12 protein-coding genes and 1 pseudogene are annotated in these 15,503 nt (G+C 67.4%); 7 read left to right on the top strand and 6 right to left on the bottom strand.

The window, feature by feature from the left end:
- Positions 1–5: 5 nt before the first annotated feature.
- The 5 genes from ACQ86A_RS06665 to ACQ86A_RS06685 are packed head-to-tail and all read right to left on the bottom strand — an operon-like array spanning position 6 to position 4,354.
- Positions 6–1,070, bottom strand: a complete 1,065-nt coding sequence (locus ACQ86A_RS06665) for an AAA family ATPase (RefSeq protein ID WP_431279789.1) — start codon at positions 1,068–1,070, stop codon at positions 6–8.
- A complete protein-coding gene (locus ACQ86A_RS06670) occupies positions 1,067–2,371 on the bottom strand; it encodes a DUF4350 domain-containing protein (RefSeq protein ID WP_431279790.1) in 1,305 nt (434 codons plus the stop codon). The genes ACQ86A_RS06665 and ACQ86A_RS06670 overlap by 4 nt, the downstream gene beginning before the upstream one ends.
- Positions 2,368–3,027 (bottom strand): DUF4129 domain-containing protein, encoded by a 660-nt coding sequence (locus tag ACQ86A_RS06675; RefSeq protein WP_431279791.1) that lies wholly within the window; start codon positions 3,025–3,027, stop codon positions 2,368–2,370. The genes ACQ86A_RS06670 and ACQ86A_RS06675 overlap by 4 nt, the downstream gene beginning before the upstream one ends.
- Positions 3,024–4,070 carry a hypothetical protein gene (locus ACQ86A_RS06680; protein ID WP_431279792.1) on the bottom strand — a complete coding sequence of 349 codons (1,047 nt, stop codon included), beginning with the start codon at positions 4,068–4,070 and terminating at the stop codon, positions 3,024–3,026. Before ACQ86A_RS06680 ends, ACQ86A_RS06675 begins: the two co-directional genes overlap by 4 nt.
- Positions 4,071–4,123: 53 nt before the next feature.
- Positions 4,124–4,354: a hypothetical protein gene (locus ACQ86A_RS06685; protein ID WP_431279793.1), complete on the bottom strand. Its 231-nt coding sequence runs from the start codon at positions 4,352–4,354 to the stop codon at positions 4,124–4,126.
- A gap of 186 nt (positions 4,355–4,540) precedes the next feature.
- On the opposite strand from ACQ86A_RS06685, the gene mtrA reads away from it, so the two are divergent.
- The 6 genes from mtrA to secA all read left to right on the top strand — a co-directional run bounded on the left by mtrA (position 4,541) and on the right by secA (position 13,197).
- On the top strand, positions 4,541–5,224 hold the full coding sequence (gene mtrA / locus ACQ86A_RS06690) for an MtrAB system response regulator MtrA (protein WP_431279794.1): 684 nt from the start codon (positions 4,541–4,543) through the stop codon (positions 5,222–5,224).
- A 28-nt stretch (positions 5,225–5,252) separates the two neighbouring features.
- Complete coding sequence (mtrB, locus tag ACQ86A_RS06695) at positions 5,253–6,878, top strand: MtrAB system histidine kinase MtrB (protein WP_431279795.1); 1,626 nt, start codon at positions 5,253–5,255, stop codon at positions 6,876–6,878.
- Positions 6,875–8,599, top strand: coding sequence for a GerMN domain-containing protein (locus tag ACQ86A_RS06700; protein ID WP_431279796.1), 1,725 nt, complete (start codon positions 6,875–6,877; stop codon positions 8,597–8,599). Before mtrB ends, ACQ86A_RS06700 begins: the two co-directional genes overlap by 4 nt.
- Positions 8,600–8,728: 129 nt before the next feature.
- Positions 8,729–9,577, top strand: a complete 849-nt coding sequence (locus ACQ86A_RS06705) for a ComF family protein (protein ID WP_431280391.1) — start codon at positions 8,729–8,731, stop codon at positions 9,575–9,577.
- The gene (hpf, locus tag ACQ86A_RS06710) at positions 9,537–10,241 is read left to right on the top strand and encodes a ribosome hibernation-promoting factor, HPF/YfiA family (RefSeq protein ID WP_431279797.1); all 705 of its coding nucleotides are present in this window, start codon (positions 9,537–9,539) and stop codon (positions 10,239–10,241) included. The genes ACQ86A_RS06705 and hpf overlap by 41 nt, the downstream gene beginning before the upstream one ends.
- A 151-nt stretch (positions 10,242–10,392) precedes the next feature.
- A complete protein-coding gene (gene secA / locus ACQ86A_RS06715) occupies positions 10,393–13,197 on the top strand; it encodes a preprotein translocase subunit SecA (RefSeq protein ID WP_431279798.1) in 2,805 nt (934 codons plus the stop codon).
- Between the two features lie 84 nt (positions 13,198–13,281).
- Here the strand turns inward: secA and ACQ86A_RS06720 are convergent, their stop codons facing one another.
- Complete coding sequence (locus ACQ86A_RS06720; protein ID WP_431279799.1) at positions 13,282–13,800, bottom strand: Rv3235 family protein; 519 nt, start codon at positions 13,798–13,800, stop codon at positions 13,282–13,284.
- A 186-nt stretch (positions 13,801–13,986) separates the two neighbouring features.
- On the opposite strand from ACQ86A_RS06720, the pseudogene ACQ86A_RS06725 reads away from it, so the two are divergent.
- Positions 13,987–15,479, top strand: a pseudogene (locus ACQ86A_RS06725) (sensor histidine kinase).
- Positions 15,480–15,503 lie beyond the last annotated feature (24 nt).

Consider the following 15,503-nt stretch of genomic DNA (forward strand, 5'->3'; position numbering starts at 1 on the left):
CCTTCCTAGATCGGAACCTGGACCTGCTGAACGATCGAGCGCAGGATGGCGTCGACCCCGACCCCCTCGAGCTCGGCTTCCGGTCGCAGCTGCACGCGGTGCCGCCAGACCGGGAGCAGCATGGCCTGCACGTGATCGGGCGTGATCGACTCGTATCCGGAGAGCCACGCCCAGGCCTTGGCGGCCGCCAGCAGGGCGGTGGTGCCGCGCGGGCTGACACCGAGCTTCACGGACGGGCTGGACCGCGTGGCGCGAGCCAGGTCGACGATGTAGGCGAGCACGTCAGCGGTCGCGCCGACAGCTGCCGCCGAGGCGCGAGCAGCTTCGAGGTCTGCCGCGCTGAGCACAGGCGTAACGCCCGCCCCGGCCAGGTCGCGCGGATTGAAACCCGCCGCGTGCCGACGCAGCACCTCGACCTCCGAGTCCCGCTCCGGAACCTCGAGCGTCAGCTTCAGCAGAAAGCGGTCGAGCTGGGCTTCGGGGAGCGCGTACGTGCCCTCGTATTCGATCGGATTCTGCGTCGCAGCGACGATGAACGGGTCGGGAAGCTGCCGGCTCACGCCGTCGACGCTGACCTGACGCTCCTCCATCGCCTCGAGCAGGGCAGACTGCGTCTTCGGGGGCGTGCGGTTGATCTCGTCGGCGAGCAGGATGTTCGTGAACACCGGTCCCTCGCGGAACTCGAAGCCGCCATTCTTGCTGTCGTAGACCAGCGATCCGGTCACATCGCCCGGCATGAGGTCGGGGGTGAACTGGATGCGCTTGGTGTCGAGGCTCAGGGCGTGGCTGAGTGATCGCACGAGCAGGGTCTTAGCGACACCCGGCACACCCTCCAGCAGTACGTGGCCGCGAGCGAGCAGCGCGATGATGAGGCCGGACACCGCGCCGTCCTGTCCGACGACGGCCTTCCCGACCTCGGTGCGCACGCGGCTGAGCGATTGGCGCAGCGCGGCCGGGTCCTGAGCGGCTCCGGCCGCGACGGCGTGTGCCGGTGCAGGGATCGAGGGCGGTGTCGTCGCGGCGTTGTAGCCGTCGGCGCCCGCTGTTGTTCCGGTGGTGACGTCGGTCATGCATCCATTCTTCCGGTCGGTCCGCCCGCGGTGGGGGAGACGGCTGCCGCGGTGGCTCGTTCGAGCTCCGCCAGGTGGTCTGAGAGGGCGATCAATTCGGCATCGGTGCCGGGAACGCCGTCGATGAGGAGTGTGCGAATGGCGTGTCTGTCGCGGCCGGTGAGCGCGGCGACCGCGTCCGCGATCTCGGTGGTCGTCGCGGCCTGCGGAAGCCCGCTGAGCCCGGCGAGCCGGCCGAGCGCTCCGATGCGCAGCGCGTCCGCGGCGCGGAGGCGGGCGGACGATCGTTGATAAAGCCGAGCTCGACCCTCTCGGGTCTCGCCGGCGTGTACGACGACCGGAAGGTTCTCGACGACGAGCGGCCCGAAGCGCCGACCCCGCCAGAAGGCCGCCGCGATCGCGACGAGCAAGAGCAGGATGACGACGGGCGTGACCCAGCCCGGCGTGAGCGCCGAGAGGTCGGGCGGACCGGTGACGGGCCGGTCGAGAAGGCTCGGCAGATACCAGACGAGCGTGCGGTGCTCGCCCAGCATGTTCAGCGCGAGGGCGGCGTTTCCCGATCGGGCGGCGCCATCGTTCATCAGGATGCTCGCCGAACCGAGGGCGAACACCTTACGCCCGTCGGTGGTCGCCTCCACGAGCGAGTACTGCTTCGTGCCCGTGCGGAAGCATCCGGTGGCCGCCGTGTCGCCGAGGCGGAAGGTGCTCGGCACGGTCGCGCCTTCGGTGTTGGTCGACGGATGCGGGTCGATGCGCCCGGCGGCGACCGCGGCGGGCAGGGAGCATCCAGCGGCGACAGGGCCGGCGCCCGCCGGCGCGCCCGCCGCATCCACCCCGGGCGCGAGCGAACTCAGCGCCTGGAATCCCGGTTCGACGGCGACGATCGTCGATGCCACAGACATGAGTTCGTCGTATCCGGCGGAGTCGAGGTTGGCGTCGGGGTCGTAGACGAGCACCGTGGTGTCGTCGGTCGCGTGGTCTTGTACTTCACTGAGAGTGGTCGCTGTGAAGACGGTCACGCCCTGCTGGCGGAGCACCTCGGCGACCGCGCGAGCTCCGACCGGACCCGGGTTGGTCGTATCGAGTGGCGTTCCGGCGTTCACACCTCGACCCGAAAACAGGATGCCGAGCAGCGTGACGAGAAGAGCGATCACCGCGAGAACGATCCACGGGATGCTCCGCCTGCCCGCTTGCCGGATCGTGGGCGAGACCGCGGTCGCCTCCGCCGGGCGCGCAGAATCGCTGCCCGCCCCGCCCGCACTGTTCGGGCCTGCGTTGCTGCGCTCGAGCGTGTCGGTCATCCGGCCATCGCCGCCTGGTCGGCCTTGGCCTGCTGAAGGCTTGTGTCGAGAGCGACGAGCTGCTGGTACTGGGATTCGGTCCCCGGCCGATCGAGGTAGCGCACGCCGTCGAAGACGCGAGCCGCCGAGACGAGCCGCTCCCGCTCGTGCGGGAGAGCGCCCGCGGCGAGCAGCGCGAACTCCGTAGCCGTCGTGCCCGGCGAGACCGTGACGATCGTGCGTTCGTCCAAGCCCTGCGCGATTGCCCGGAACTGCTCCTCGACGGCCAGGACCCAATCGCCTGCGCGCGCGGCACCCGCGGCGGATATGCGGAGCTGCTCCGCCGTTCGCGCGTCATCGGAGCCGAACACGGATCGACGTTCCGCGGTGCGACGGTTGAGCCTCGGTCGCCCGAAGATGAAGAAGGCCGCGACGATCAGCCCGGCGATGAGCAGCACGATCACAGTCAGCAGCACCGGTCCCGCGTTTCCGCCCGGGCCCTGGAAGAGAGAGCCGATCCAGTCCATGACCGCCTTCGAGGCGATGTCGAACCAGGTCGGCTTCGCAGCCTGATATTCCGGCTTGGCAAGCTCCTCCTGGATCCAGCGCTGCGCTTCCGGCGAACTGGGGTCGACGGGGACGTCGACAGGGAAGACCCCGGCGGTCGACAGGATCATGCGGAGGGCGGGGGATACGAGCCCGGCGGGGGACCGGGCGGGCTGTAGTACCCGCCGGGTGCCGTCGGTCCGTACCCGGGCGCGGGCTGTAGCGGTGGGAGGTAGGGATCACGGACATCCGTGCGCCCGGCCTGCCGGGCCTCGACGAAACGCACCAGCTCCAGGTCGAGGCCTTCTTTGCGCATCCTGAGGTCGAGATAGAGGAGGGCGATGGTCGCCGTCTGCACGACCGACATGATCGCTCCGACGATCGCTCCGACGACGCTGGCCAGGATGTTCACGCCGAGCTGAGTGACGAGCAGCTGCGAGAACCCTGCGGGGTTACCCGACGAGAGGGAGGTGGGGGCGAAGATCCCACCGAGCAGGCCGCCCAGGATGCTGAACGGCGTCGAGATGATCTGCACGACCGCGTAGACGATCACCGCGATCAGGGCGATGACGCCGAACGTCTTCCAGAAGTATCCGCGGGTGAGCGTCCACGACCGTACGACGGCCTGCCTGATGGTCAGCCGCTCCAGAACGAGTGCGCTGGGGACCATCACGAGCTTGGTGTTGATCCAGATGGCGAGAGCGATGAGGCCGAACCCGCCGAAGATGATGACCGCGATTCCGCCGCCGATGCCCGGACCGCCGCCGAGGGCGAACAGGGCCACTGCCACCAGGATCACCAGCCCGACGGCCACGATCCAGCCGATAGAGAGGAGGAACGTCCAGCCGATCAGCGCCCCGATGCGACCCTTCACGAGCTGCCAGAGCGAACGGAACGACAGCTTCTCGCCCACCGTGCCGCGCGCGACCTCGCCGACAACGACGCCCTGCAGGAGCGCGCCCGAGATCGCGGAGATGGCGATCGAGAGCAGCCCGAGCACGATCGAGCCGCCGATCGCGCCGGCGGTGATGGCCGCTTGGTCGCTGCTGTCGGCATTGGCGACCCTGCTGAAGAGCAGCGCGGCGCCGCCGACGATGAGCAGACTGACCACGATCGACGGGATGGTCTGGATCAGCAGTGCTGCGCCGACCGTGATCTTGGGGTTACGCCGCAAAGCCTGGAAGGGTGCGCCGATCAGGGTTCCGAAGCTGAGCGGGCGCAGCGGGATCAGGCCCGGCTTCGGAGGGGAGTCCAGCCGGGCTGCTGCCCGTACGGCTGCTGCCCGTATCCGCGCGGCGGTGCGTACCCCGGCTGCTGCTGCCCGTAGCCGTACGACGGCGGCTGCTGCCCGTACTCGCCGTACTGCGGCGGAGGCGGTGGCGTACCCGGAGCAGGCTGTGGCGCACCCTGTGCAGGCGGCTGTGTCCCCGGTGCCTGCCAGTTCTGTTCGTCGGTCACGCCGTGCTCCTCACTCCCCGCGCGCGGTGCGTAGTCGTCCCATGCTGGCACAATCGCGCCGGTCGCACTGTCCCGCCCACAGGGTACTTTTTGCTTGCATTCGGGGGGAGCGCAGGTGTCTCGGCTACTGTTATGCCAGACATCCGCGTCGCTCGCCGCGGGGAACGGGTTGTGGGAAACGGGGACATGAACAGTCGCATCCTGGTTGTCGACGACGACACCGCGCTCGCCGAGATGATCGGCATCGTGTTGCGAACCGAGGGTTTCGATCCGGTCTTCTGCGAAGACGGCGCGCTCGCCGTCGACACGTTCCGTTCCACCAAGCCCGATCTGGTGCTGCTCGACCTCATGCTGCCCGGTCTCGACGGCATCGAGGTGTGCGCGCGCATCCGGGCCGAGTCCGGCACTCCGGTGATCATGCTGACCGCGAAGTCCGACACGGCGGATGTGGTCAAGGGCCTGGAGTCCGGCGCCGACGACTACATGGTCAAGCCGTTCAACCCGAAGGAGCTGGTCGCCCGCATCCGCACGCGACTGCGTCCAGCATCCGCCTCGGCCGCTGCCGAACTGCTGCGCATCGGCGACCTCGTCGTCGACGTGGCCGGCCACGAGGTGAAGCGCGGGGATGCGCGCATCAACCTCACCCCGCTCGAGTTCGACCTGCTGCTCGCGCTCGCCTCCCGGCCGCAGCAGGTCTTCACCCGCGAGATGCTGCTCGAGCAGGTCTGGGGCTACCACTACAAGGCCGACACGCGACTCGTGAACGTGCATGTGCAGCGCCTGCGCGCAAAGGTCGAGCAGGACCCGGACAACCCCAAGATCGTCATGACGGTGCGCGGCGTCGGCTACCGCGCCGGCGCAGTCACGTAGCGCGAGCCTTCTCATGCGGTACCGGTGGATGGACGGACAGTGGTGGCGGCAGGTGCCGTCGCAGCTTGCGCGGCTCTGGCGCACCTCCCTTCAGGTGCGCACGGTCGCGATCACCCTGCTGCTGACCGGCGCCGCCATCCTCGTGACCGGCATCTACATGTCTCTCAGCATCAGCAACGACCTCTACCAGTCGCGACTCGACCAGGCGCTGCGTGACTCCAGCAGAGCGACGACGACCGCACAGTCGACACTGAACGCCTCGGACGCATCCACTGGCGACGCGGGTAGGAACCTTCTGAATTCCGCGCTGCAGTATGTGCAGTCGGCCACATCCAGTCGTCTCATCGCAGCATTCCGCGTGCCCGGTCAGGATGCGGCGACGCCATCGCCGCCGGACAGGTCGAGCCCCGGCCTCACCAACGTCATCTCCGACGAACTGCGCGCACAGGTGCAGAAGGGCGGAACGAAGCAGTACTACCAGTCGGTCGCGCTGCCCGGCGCAGACGGCGGAACAGACCCCGGCATCATCGTCGGCACCCAGATCACGCTCCCGAGCTACGGGCACTACGAGCTCTACATCGGATACGACCTGCGCGACGCCGAGAACACCCTGGTCTTCGTGCAGGGGACGCTCGCGCTGGCCGGGCTCGCGCTCATCCTGCTCATCGGGGCGATCACGTGGGTGATCGTGCGATTCGTCGTGCAGCCCATCCGGGTCGCCGCCGAGACGAGCGAAAGGCTCGCTGCAGGAGATCTCGCCGTGCGAATCCCGGAGCGGGGCGAAGACGTCTTCGCGTCGCTCGCGCGCTCGTTCAACGGGATGGCCGACAGCCTCCAGAGCCAGATCACTCAGCTCGCAACGCTGTCACAGCTCCAGCAGCGTTTCGTCTCGGATGTGTCGCACGAGTTGCGCACGCCGCTGACGACGATCCGTCTCGCGGGCGACGTCATCTACGACCAGCGGGAGACCTTTCCGCCGGCGACCGAGCGCACCGCTGAGCTTCTGCACACCCAGATCGAGCGCTTCGATCGACTGCTCTCCGACCTTCTCGAGATCAGCCGGTACGACGCCGGCTCCGTCGCGCTCGAACCAGAGCCCACGAACCTCGTCCGCCTCGCCGACGACGCCGTCGACGAGATGCGCACCCTGGCAGATCAGAACGGCACTGAGCTGCGACTGGACGCGCCGGGCGGCTACTTCGATGTCGGGATGGATCCGCGGCGCATCCGTCGGGTGGTGCGGAACCTGCTCGGCAACGCGATCGAGCACGGTGAAGGCAAGCCGGTGATCGTGACGGTCGACAGCAACGAGAGCGCCGTCGCCCTCACGGTTCGCGACTACGGGCTCGGCATGAGTCAGCAGGAGGTCAATCACGTGTTCGACCGCTTCTGGCGAGCCGACCCGTCCCGCAAGCGCACCATCGGCGGCACCGGCCTCGGGCTGGCCATCTCTCTCGAAGACGCCACGCTGCACGCCGGGTGGCTGCAGGTGTGGTCGGCGCCGGGCGCCGGCTCGTGCTTCCGGCTGACCCTGCCTCGGGTCGCAGGGCGTGAGATCGCCTCATCACCACTGCCGCTGCCGCCGTCCGACGCCGGAGCGACGGATGTGCGGTCCGGCTCCGCCGTCGGCACCGAGACGGAGGCCCGCGCATGAGCAAGAGCACACTGTCGGGTTGGCGGACCCGGGGCCGCGCCGCGCGCATCCTGACCGCCGGGCTCGCTGTATTGATGCTCTCCACACTTGCCGCTTGCGCCAGCATCCCGCAGGCCGGACCGGTGCGTCGAGGCGCACCGATCGCCCAGGTCACCGATCCACTCGACCTCGACTTCAATCCGTCGCCTCCCGAACCCGGCGCATCCCCGCAACGCATCGTGCAGGGTTTCATCGACGCGGCATCGAGCCCGAAGAACGGGTTCCAGATCGCGCGCGAGTACCTGACGTCCACCATGTCCGCCAGCTGGAATCCGGATGAGTCGGTGACGGTCGACGACGGACGCAGCCGCACGCTCGAGAATGACGGCACTCAGTGGACGCTGGACGTGGCGCCCGTGGCGAACGTCGACAGCGTCGGCGCCTATCATCCTGTCGCCACATCGGCTCCGGTCACGCTGGAGTACCAGGTGCGCAAGGAAGGCGGTGAGTGGCGGATAGCCGTCGCGCCCAACGGTGTCGTGATCGACGACCCGACGTTCCGCGCGGTGTACTCGCAGCAGACGATCTACTTCTACAGTCCCGACTCGCGCTACGTGGTTCCGGATGCGCGCTGGTTCCCCGCCCGCGTCGCCACAGCGGCGACCCGGGCGACCAAGGCGGTGCTCGCCGGCCCATCGAAGTGGCTCGCCGGCGCGGTGATCAGCGCCTTCCCGCAGGGCACAGAACTCTCGGTGCCCGCGGTCACCGCCGTCGGCGGTGAGGCCAGGGTCGATCTCAGCGCTGAGGCGGGGCGTGCCGACTCGCTGACCTTGCAGCGGATGCAGCTCCAGCTCGAGCTGAGCCTCGGCACGCTCGCCCAATCGGTGCAGCTCTCGATCGAAGGCAGCGTGCAGCAGATATCGCCGCTCAGCGCCGCCAACACACCCACCCAGGATCCACCGGTCGACTCCCACCCGATCGTGTATCGGTCCGGCTCCTTCGGGCTGCTCAGCGGAACCACGGTCACCGACATCAGCGGTCTCAGCGATCGGATCGTCGCGCTGCAGCCGTCGGCCGTCGCACTCGACGCGTCACGTGATCAGGCCGCGGTGCTCTCACAGCAATCCGCGTATTTCGTGCGCAAGGGCGCCGATGCGCTCAAGGTGGACTCGCGTGCCGGCTTGATCGCGCCTGCGATCGACAACAACGGGTGGCTCTGGTCGGTGCCGTCGGCGACGCCCGGTGCCCTGCAGGTCTACGGTCAGGATGGCGCCGCCCACGCCGTGAAGACCGAATGGCCGGGGGCGACCCGCATCGTCTCGTTCGCGGTGTCGCGCGACGGTACGCGCCTGGTGGCTGTTCTCCAATCCGGAAGTGTTTACTCGCTCGTGACCGTCGGCATCACCCGAGGCGAAAACGGACTCCCGACCGCGCTCAGCGAACCACTGGAACTCGCCATAGGCCCGGGCACCCCGCAATCGGTCGCCTGGACAGGTGAACTGGGAGTCGTGGTCCTCAGTACGACAGGCGCGGACGGGACATCGATCTCCGAGCAGACCATCGGGGGCCAGCTCACGTCGACGGCCGGGCCGGCAGGTGGGGTCACGATCGTCGGTGCGGGCGGACTGTCCCGCTACCTCGTGCTGACCTCGGGTGGGTCTCTTCAGGCGCCGACGGGAACCGGGTGGCAGGCCCAGGCCGACAAGGTCGGAGCCGTCGCCGTCCAACTGGGTCAGCCGTAGGGCACCCTCCCCAGGGACGTCATTTCGAGAGTTCTCCACGGGTCCAGGGTGGGCGCATTGTCCGGCATCGCGGTCGGGGATGCTCGACCCATGCCCCTTGAAGAAGTCCTGACAATCGCCATCCCGCTCATGCGAACAGCGGTGCTCGATGCGCTCGCCGTCCTGCTGCCCGTTGCGTGCAGCGGCTGCGGAGGCGCAGACCGGTCGCTCTGCGGCACCTGTCTCCGCGCCCTGGCTCCAAAGCCGGCGGCCGTCCACGACAGCGGCGCCGGGCCTCCGGTCTGGGCATCGCTCGACTACTCCGGTGTGGCACGGGCCGTTCTCGTCGCTTACAAAGACGGCGGCCGAACGGATGCGGTCGCTCCGCTGGCCGTCGCAGTTCGAGCATCCGTCGCCGCAGCTCTTGCGTCTCTGCCGGCTGTTGACCGTGCCGCGGGCGTCGTGCTCGTCACCATTCCGTCGACGCGAGCCGCCCTTCGGAAGCGTGGCTACCATCCGACGGCAGCTGCCCTTCGTCGCGCTGGGCTTGCACCGGCTCGGCGCTCGCTGACCCTGAAACGACAAGGTTCCGATCAGGTCGGATTGACGTCGCGGCAGCGCGAGCGCAATCGAACGGGGTCATTCGTCGCATCCCAGAAGCTGTCGGGGAGACTCTGCCTGATCGTCGACGACATTGTCACGTCAGGGGCGACCGTGCGAGAGGCGGCGCGGGCAATCGAGGCCGTGGGCGGTCGCGTCGTCGGGGCCGCCGCCATCGCCCACACCGCACTTCGGCGAGCTCACAGGCAGACTCGGGATTCGCGAAGCGAACCTTCCGGAGATCCACCGACTTTGCAGGTTCACATCGAGGCAGGAGGGCACTACGGTAGTCGAAAAGGCGTGGATGACCCGCCCTTCGTGATTCGGGCGAGAGACACGTCAGATCAGGGAGGTCGGAATGGACATCAACATCGTCGGACGAAACCTGGACATCACTGATCGCTTCCGCGAATACGCGACAGAGAAAACCGCAAAGGTCTCACATCTCGCCGAACGGGCCATCTCGTTCGAGATCAAAGTGAGCCGTCACAGCGAGAAACTCGGCGGCCAGCTCGGCAACGACCGCGTCGAACTCACTCTCGTGGGTCCTGGGGCTGTCGTACGCGCAGAAGCGACGGGAACAGACAAGTACGCGGCATTCGACGTCGCGATTCAGAAGCTCCTCGAACGGGTGCGCCGCGCCAAGGATCGTCGCAAGGTCCATCGCGGTCAACGTCGGCCGACCTCGCTCCGCGAAGCGAGCACCGACGGCTTCAGTGCTGTGGGAATCGCGGCCGCTCCGGTGGCCGTGCTCGACCAGGTTCGCACGGGGAGCATCCCCGTCGTGTCCGGCGAAGCGGAGGCGGCCCCCGAGGCCGAAGACGACTACAGCCCCGTCGTCATCCGCACGAAGGTCTTCGCCTCGATGCCGATGAGCGTCGACGACGCCCTGTATTACATGGAATTGGTCGGTCATGACTTCTACCTCTTCATCGACCACGACACCGAGCGCCCCAGCGTGGTCTATCGCCGCAAAGGCTGGGACTACGGCGTGATCTCGCTCGACGAGGAGGCGGAGGAGCTGCAGGAGGCGGCGACCGCGAGTCGCAAGCTCAACAGCTGAGAACACATTCATCCGCAGTGTCGATGGATGCCGCCCAGGCGGCGGCATCCATCGACTTGTGCTCTCAGGTAAGCACCCGTTTGACCGACTAGCATGGGAGAGTTTCGACACGGGCGATCGTCGCCCTGAACAGACCAAGTGGAGTGCATAGGTGGCCTCAGTACTGGAAAAGGTTCTTCGCGTCGGCGAGGGCCGCACCCTTCGTCGGCTGGAGGCATACGCCAAAGCCGTGAACGCGCTCGAAGATGACTTCAGCGAACTGACCGACGACGAGTTGACGAACGAGACCGTCGAACTGCGCGAGCGGTACAGCAACGGCGAGTCCCTCGACGATCTGCTGCCGGAGGCATTCGCCGCGGTTCGCGAAGCGGCCAAACGAACCCTGGGAATGCGTCACTTCGACGTCCAGATCATGGGTGGCGCGGCCCTGCACCTCGGCAACATCGCCGAGATGAAGACCGGTGAGGGCAAGACCCTGGTCGCCACCACCGCCGCATACCTGAACGCCATCGCCAGCCGTGGCGTGCACGTCATCACGGTCAACGACTATCTCGCGAGCTACCAGTCCGAGCTGATGGGCCGCGTCTTCCGCGCCCTCGGCATGTCGACCGGTGTCATCCTCGCCGGTCAGACACCGGAAGAGCGCCGCGAGCAGTATGCGGCCGACATCACCTACGGCACGAACAACGAGTTCGGCTTCGACTACCTGCGCGACAACATGGCGTGGCAGGCCAGCGACATGGTGCAGCGCGGACACTTCTTCGCGATCGTCGACGAGGTCGACTCGATCCTCATCGACGAGGCGCGTACCCCGCTCATCATCTCGGGTCCATCCTCAGGCGAGGCGAACCGCTGGTTCAACGAATTCGCGAGCCTCGCCAAGCGCCTCGAGCCCGAGGTCGACTTCGAGGTGGACGAGAAGAAGCGCACGGTCGGCGTGCTCGAGCCTGGTATCGAGAAGGTCGAGGACTACCTCGGCATCGACAACCTGTACGAGTCGGCCAACACCCCGCTCATCTCGTTCCTCAACAACGCGATCAAGGCCAACGCCCTGTTCAAGCGCGACAAGGACTACGTCGTGATGAACGGCGAGGTGCTCATCGTCGACGAGCACACCGGCCGCATCCTGATGGGCCGTCGGTACAACGAGGGCATTCACCAGGCGATCGAGGCCAAGGAAGGCGTCGAGGTCAAGGCGGAGAATCAGACCCTCGCCACGGTCACGCTGCAGAACTATTTCCGCCTCTACAAGAAACTCTCCGGCATGACCGGAACGGCCGAGACCGAGGCCGCGGAATTCATGAGCACGTACAAGCTCGGCGTGGTGCCCATCCCCACCAACAAGCCGATGCTGCGCAAAGACCAGTCCGACCTCGTCTACAAGAACGAGCAGGCCAAGTTCGCCCAGGTCGTCGAAGACATCGCCGCTCGCCACGAGAAGGGCCAGCCTGTCCTGGTCGGTACGACGAGCGTCGAGAAGAGCGAGTACCTGTCGCGCCTGCTCGCCAAGAAGGGCGTGCGTCACGAGGTCCTCAATGCGAAGAACCACGCCCGTGAGGCCGCGATCGTCGCGCAGGCCGGTCGTCTCGGCTCCGTCACCGTCGCCACCAACATGGCCGGCCGCGGAACCGACATCATGCTCGGCGGCAACGCCGAGTTCCTCGCCGTCGCCGAGATGAACAACCGTGGCCTCTCGCCGGTCGATACTCCCGACGAGTACGAGGCCGAGTGGGACCAGGTCTTCACCGACGTCAAGGCGAAGGTGCAGGAAGAGGCCGACAAGGTCATCGAGGTCGGCGGCCTGTACGTTCTCGGCACGGAGCGACACGAGTCGCGCCGAATCGACAACCAGCTGCGCGGTCGTTCCGGGCGCCAGGGCGACCCGGGAGAGAGCCGGTTCTACCTGTCCCTCACCGATGACCTCATGCGTCTCTTCAATGCCGGCGCCGCTGAGAGCCTGATGGGCCGTGGAAACGTGCCCGACGACCTCGCCATCGAGTCCAAGGTCGTCAGCCGTGCCATCCGGAGCGCCCAGTCGCAGGTCGAGGCCCGCAACGCCGAGATCCGCAAGAACGTGCTCAAGTACGACGATGTCCTCAACCGCCAGCGCGAGGCCATCTACGGCGACCGCAGGCACATCCTCGAGGGCGACGACCTGCATGAGCGCACCCAGCAGTTCCTCACCGCGGTGATCGACGACATCCTGGACGCCCACACCGGTGACGGCAATGGCGACGACTGGGACTTCGACGCCCTGTGGAGCGAGCTGAAGACCCTCTATCCGGTGGGTGTGACGATCGACGAGGTCATCACGGAGGCCGGCAACAAGGGCAAGATCAATCGCGACTTCATGCGTCGGGAGATCCTGTCCGACGCCCGCATCGCGTATCAGAACCGCGAGGAGTCGCTCGGTTCGCCCGCCATGCGCGAGCTCGAGCGTCGCGTCGTGCTCTCGGTGATCGATCGCCGCTGGCGGGACCACCTCTACGAGATGGACTACCTGAAGGACGGCATCGGTCTGCGGGCGATGGCTCAGCGCGACCCGCTGGTCGAGTACCAGCGCGAGGGCTATGCCATGTTCCAGCAGATGATGGGCTCCATCCGCGAGGAGACCGTCGGCTTCCTGTTCAACCTGGAGGTCGAGGTCAACCAGGCTCCTGGAGAGGTCGAGGCTCCCAACGTCGCGGCCAAGGGGCTCGGCCGCGGCCAGGGCGATACCGCACTCAGCTACTCGGCTCCCAGCGATGACGGCGGCGTCGAGGTGCGCAATCAGCGCGGCCAGATCGAGCAGGCTGCCACGGCTCGCGCTCAGCGTGCCGCGCAGCAGCAGGCGGCTCCGGCCGCTCCGCCCGCGCAGGGTGCGACCCAGCGCGGCGCGTTCGGTCAGAAGATCGACAGCGACGAGGCAGCTCCGGCCAACCGTGCCGAGCGGCGCGCGCAGGGCAAGAAGCGCTAGTCGAGCATCCTGAAACCACCTGTGGCCGTCCCGAGAGGGGCGGCCACAGTGCGTTCCGCCCAGGATGCGAGCGGGCGGCACCCCCTACAGCACAGTGATCACGCTGGCGCGCCAGCGACCGTGGACGGTCTCGAGACGGATGGCCACCGCTCTGGAGCGGGCGGGCTGGTGCACCATGACCACCGCCTCGACGACCCCGCCTGCAGGATGCGTGACCCGCGGATCCCCGATCGTGATACGGGGACGCCGGGCCTGCCCGCCCGTGATCGCTCGCGACCGTGCCGCGATGGTGACGCGGCGGAGGAGCGTCAGATACACGTCGTCGGACACCCAGCGTGCGAGTTGGTCGAGCGACCGCACCCCGGCGATGACTTCGGTGACGCAGCGGGCGAGATTGACGAGCAGCGGCGTCGGGTCGACAAGTTCGCCGGACCGTCTCACGCGCCCGTCGAAGTCGAGCACATGCTGGCTGGGTTCCTCGACCGTGCGCGGCGGCGGGGTGACGTGGCGGAAGCGTCTCTGCGTCGACTTGATCGGCGCCGTCGTTGCGCTCGCCTGCGTCGCCGGGTGGAGGCTGCGGTCGAGCTCGAGTGGTGTGCTCATCGAAAGGATTCCCCTCAATCGGATGCCGCGCTGCGGCGCTGTCGCACGACTCCGGAGAACCACCCCGCTCCCGTCGGACGTCGCGTGGCAGTAACTCAATCAGGGGGCGCTGCGGAGTGTCCAGGGCACCAACGCGGTGTGGATAACTTTCGTCATTGCTTCGGGGATCTGCCTAGACTAGAGGCCGTGTCGACGCTCAGTGATCTCGTGCTTGCCCAAGGCCGCTCCTCGGAGGCCGACGTCGAATGGCTGCACGGTCTCGTCGGCGATTGGCAGCTGCTGGCCGACTTGGCGTTCGCCGACATCGTGCTGTGGGTTCCGACCTCGGATGACAGTTTCGTCGCCGTCGCGCACGCGCGTCCGTCCAGTGCCGCGACGCTTTTCTACCGGGATTTCGTCGGGCAGCGGATCAAGGCCGAGTGGCAGCAGCAGGTCACTCAGGCTTACGAGACGAAGCAGATCATCGACACCTCTGCACCGGACTGGTTCGAGGAGACACCGACCAGGGTCAGAGCGGTTCCCGTGATCCGTCGACTCACCATCAACTCGCAGAAGACCGCAGACCTCCCTGTCGCGGTCATCACGCGGCACACCAACCTGAGCGAGGCACGCACGCCCGGCCGCCAGGAACTGACGTTCAACGACTGCGCGAACGACCTGTTCAACATGATCGCCACCGGCGACTTCCCCGACCTCGGCGCACCGACAGGCCCACGCCGGGGGCTCCTCGTGCCTCGGACGGTCTGATCCGGCTCGACGTCGACGGCGTCACGACTTTCGCGAGCCCGAACGCGCTGTCGGCGTTCAACCGGATGGGCTTCACCGATGAGCTGGAGGGCGAATCGCTCGCCACCGTCACCACACGCCTACTGACGGGCCGGATGACGGTGGATGAGTCGCTCCCGCTCGTCGTGACGGGCCGCGCGCCCTGGCGGACCGACATCGAGGCCCGTGGCGTCACCGTGTCGCTCCGCGCCATCCCGATCCGCAACCACGGGGAGCGGGTGGGCGCGATCGTGCTCTGCCGCGATGTCAGCGAGATGCGTCACCAGGAGCGCGAGCTGATCACCAAGGATGCGACCATCCGCGAGATCCACCACCGGGTCAAGAACAACCTGCAGACCGTGGCCTCCCTCCTGCGCATCCAGGCCCGCCGTACTCACTCCGAGGAGGTGCGTGAGGCGCTCAGCCAGGCGATGCGCCGTGTCGCCGCGATCGCCGTCGTGCACGACACGCTCTCAACCGGTCTCGCGCAGATCGTGGACTTCGACGACGTCTTCGATCGCGTGCTGCTCCTCGTGGCCGAGGTGGCGTCCAGTCACAACACGACAGTGCATCCCAAATCGTCCGGCAGTTTCGGATCGCTGCCCAGTGAGTATGCGACGCCGCTCGCCCTCGCCCTCACAGAGCTCGTCACCAACGCGGTGGAGCACGGCCTGGTCGGCCGAGAGGGTCAGGTCGAGATCATCGCCAAGCGCTCGGAGGATCTGCTCACCGTCAAGGTGGTCGACAACGGCTCCGGGCTGCCCGAGGGCAAGGTCGGCAGCGGACTCGGCACGCAGATCGTCCGCACGCTCATCCAGGGCGAGCTCGGTGGAACGATCGACTGGCACACGATGATGGGGCAGGGAACCGAGGTGACCATCGAGGTTCCGCTGCGGTATCTCACAAAGCTCTGAGCCCGTATGTATCCGGGGTGACCG

The organism is Leifsonia poae (genome assembly GCF_050632195.1).
GTDB classification, from domain to species: Bacteria; Actinomycetota; Actinomycetes; order Actinomycetales; family Microbacteriaceae; genus Leifsonia; species Leifsonia poae_C.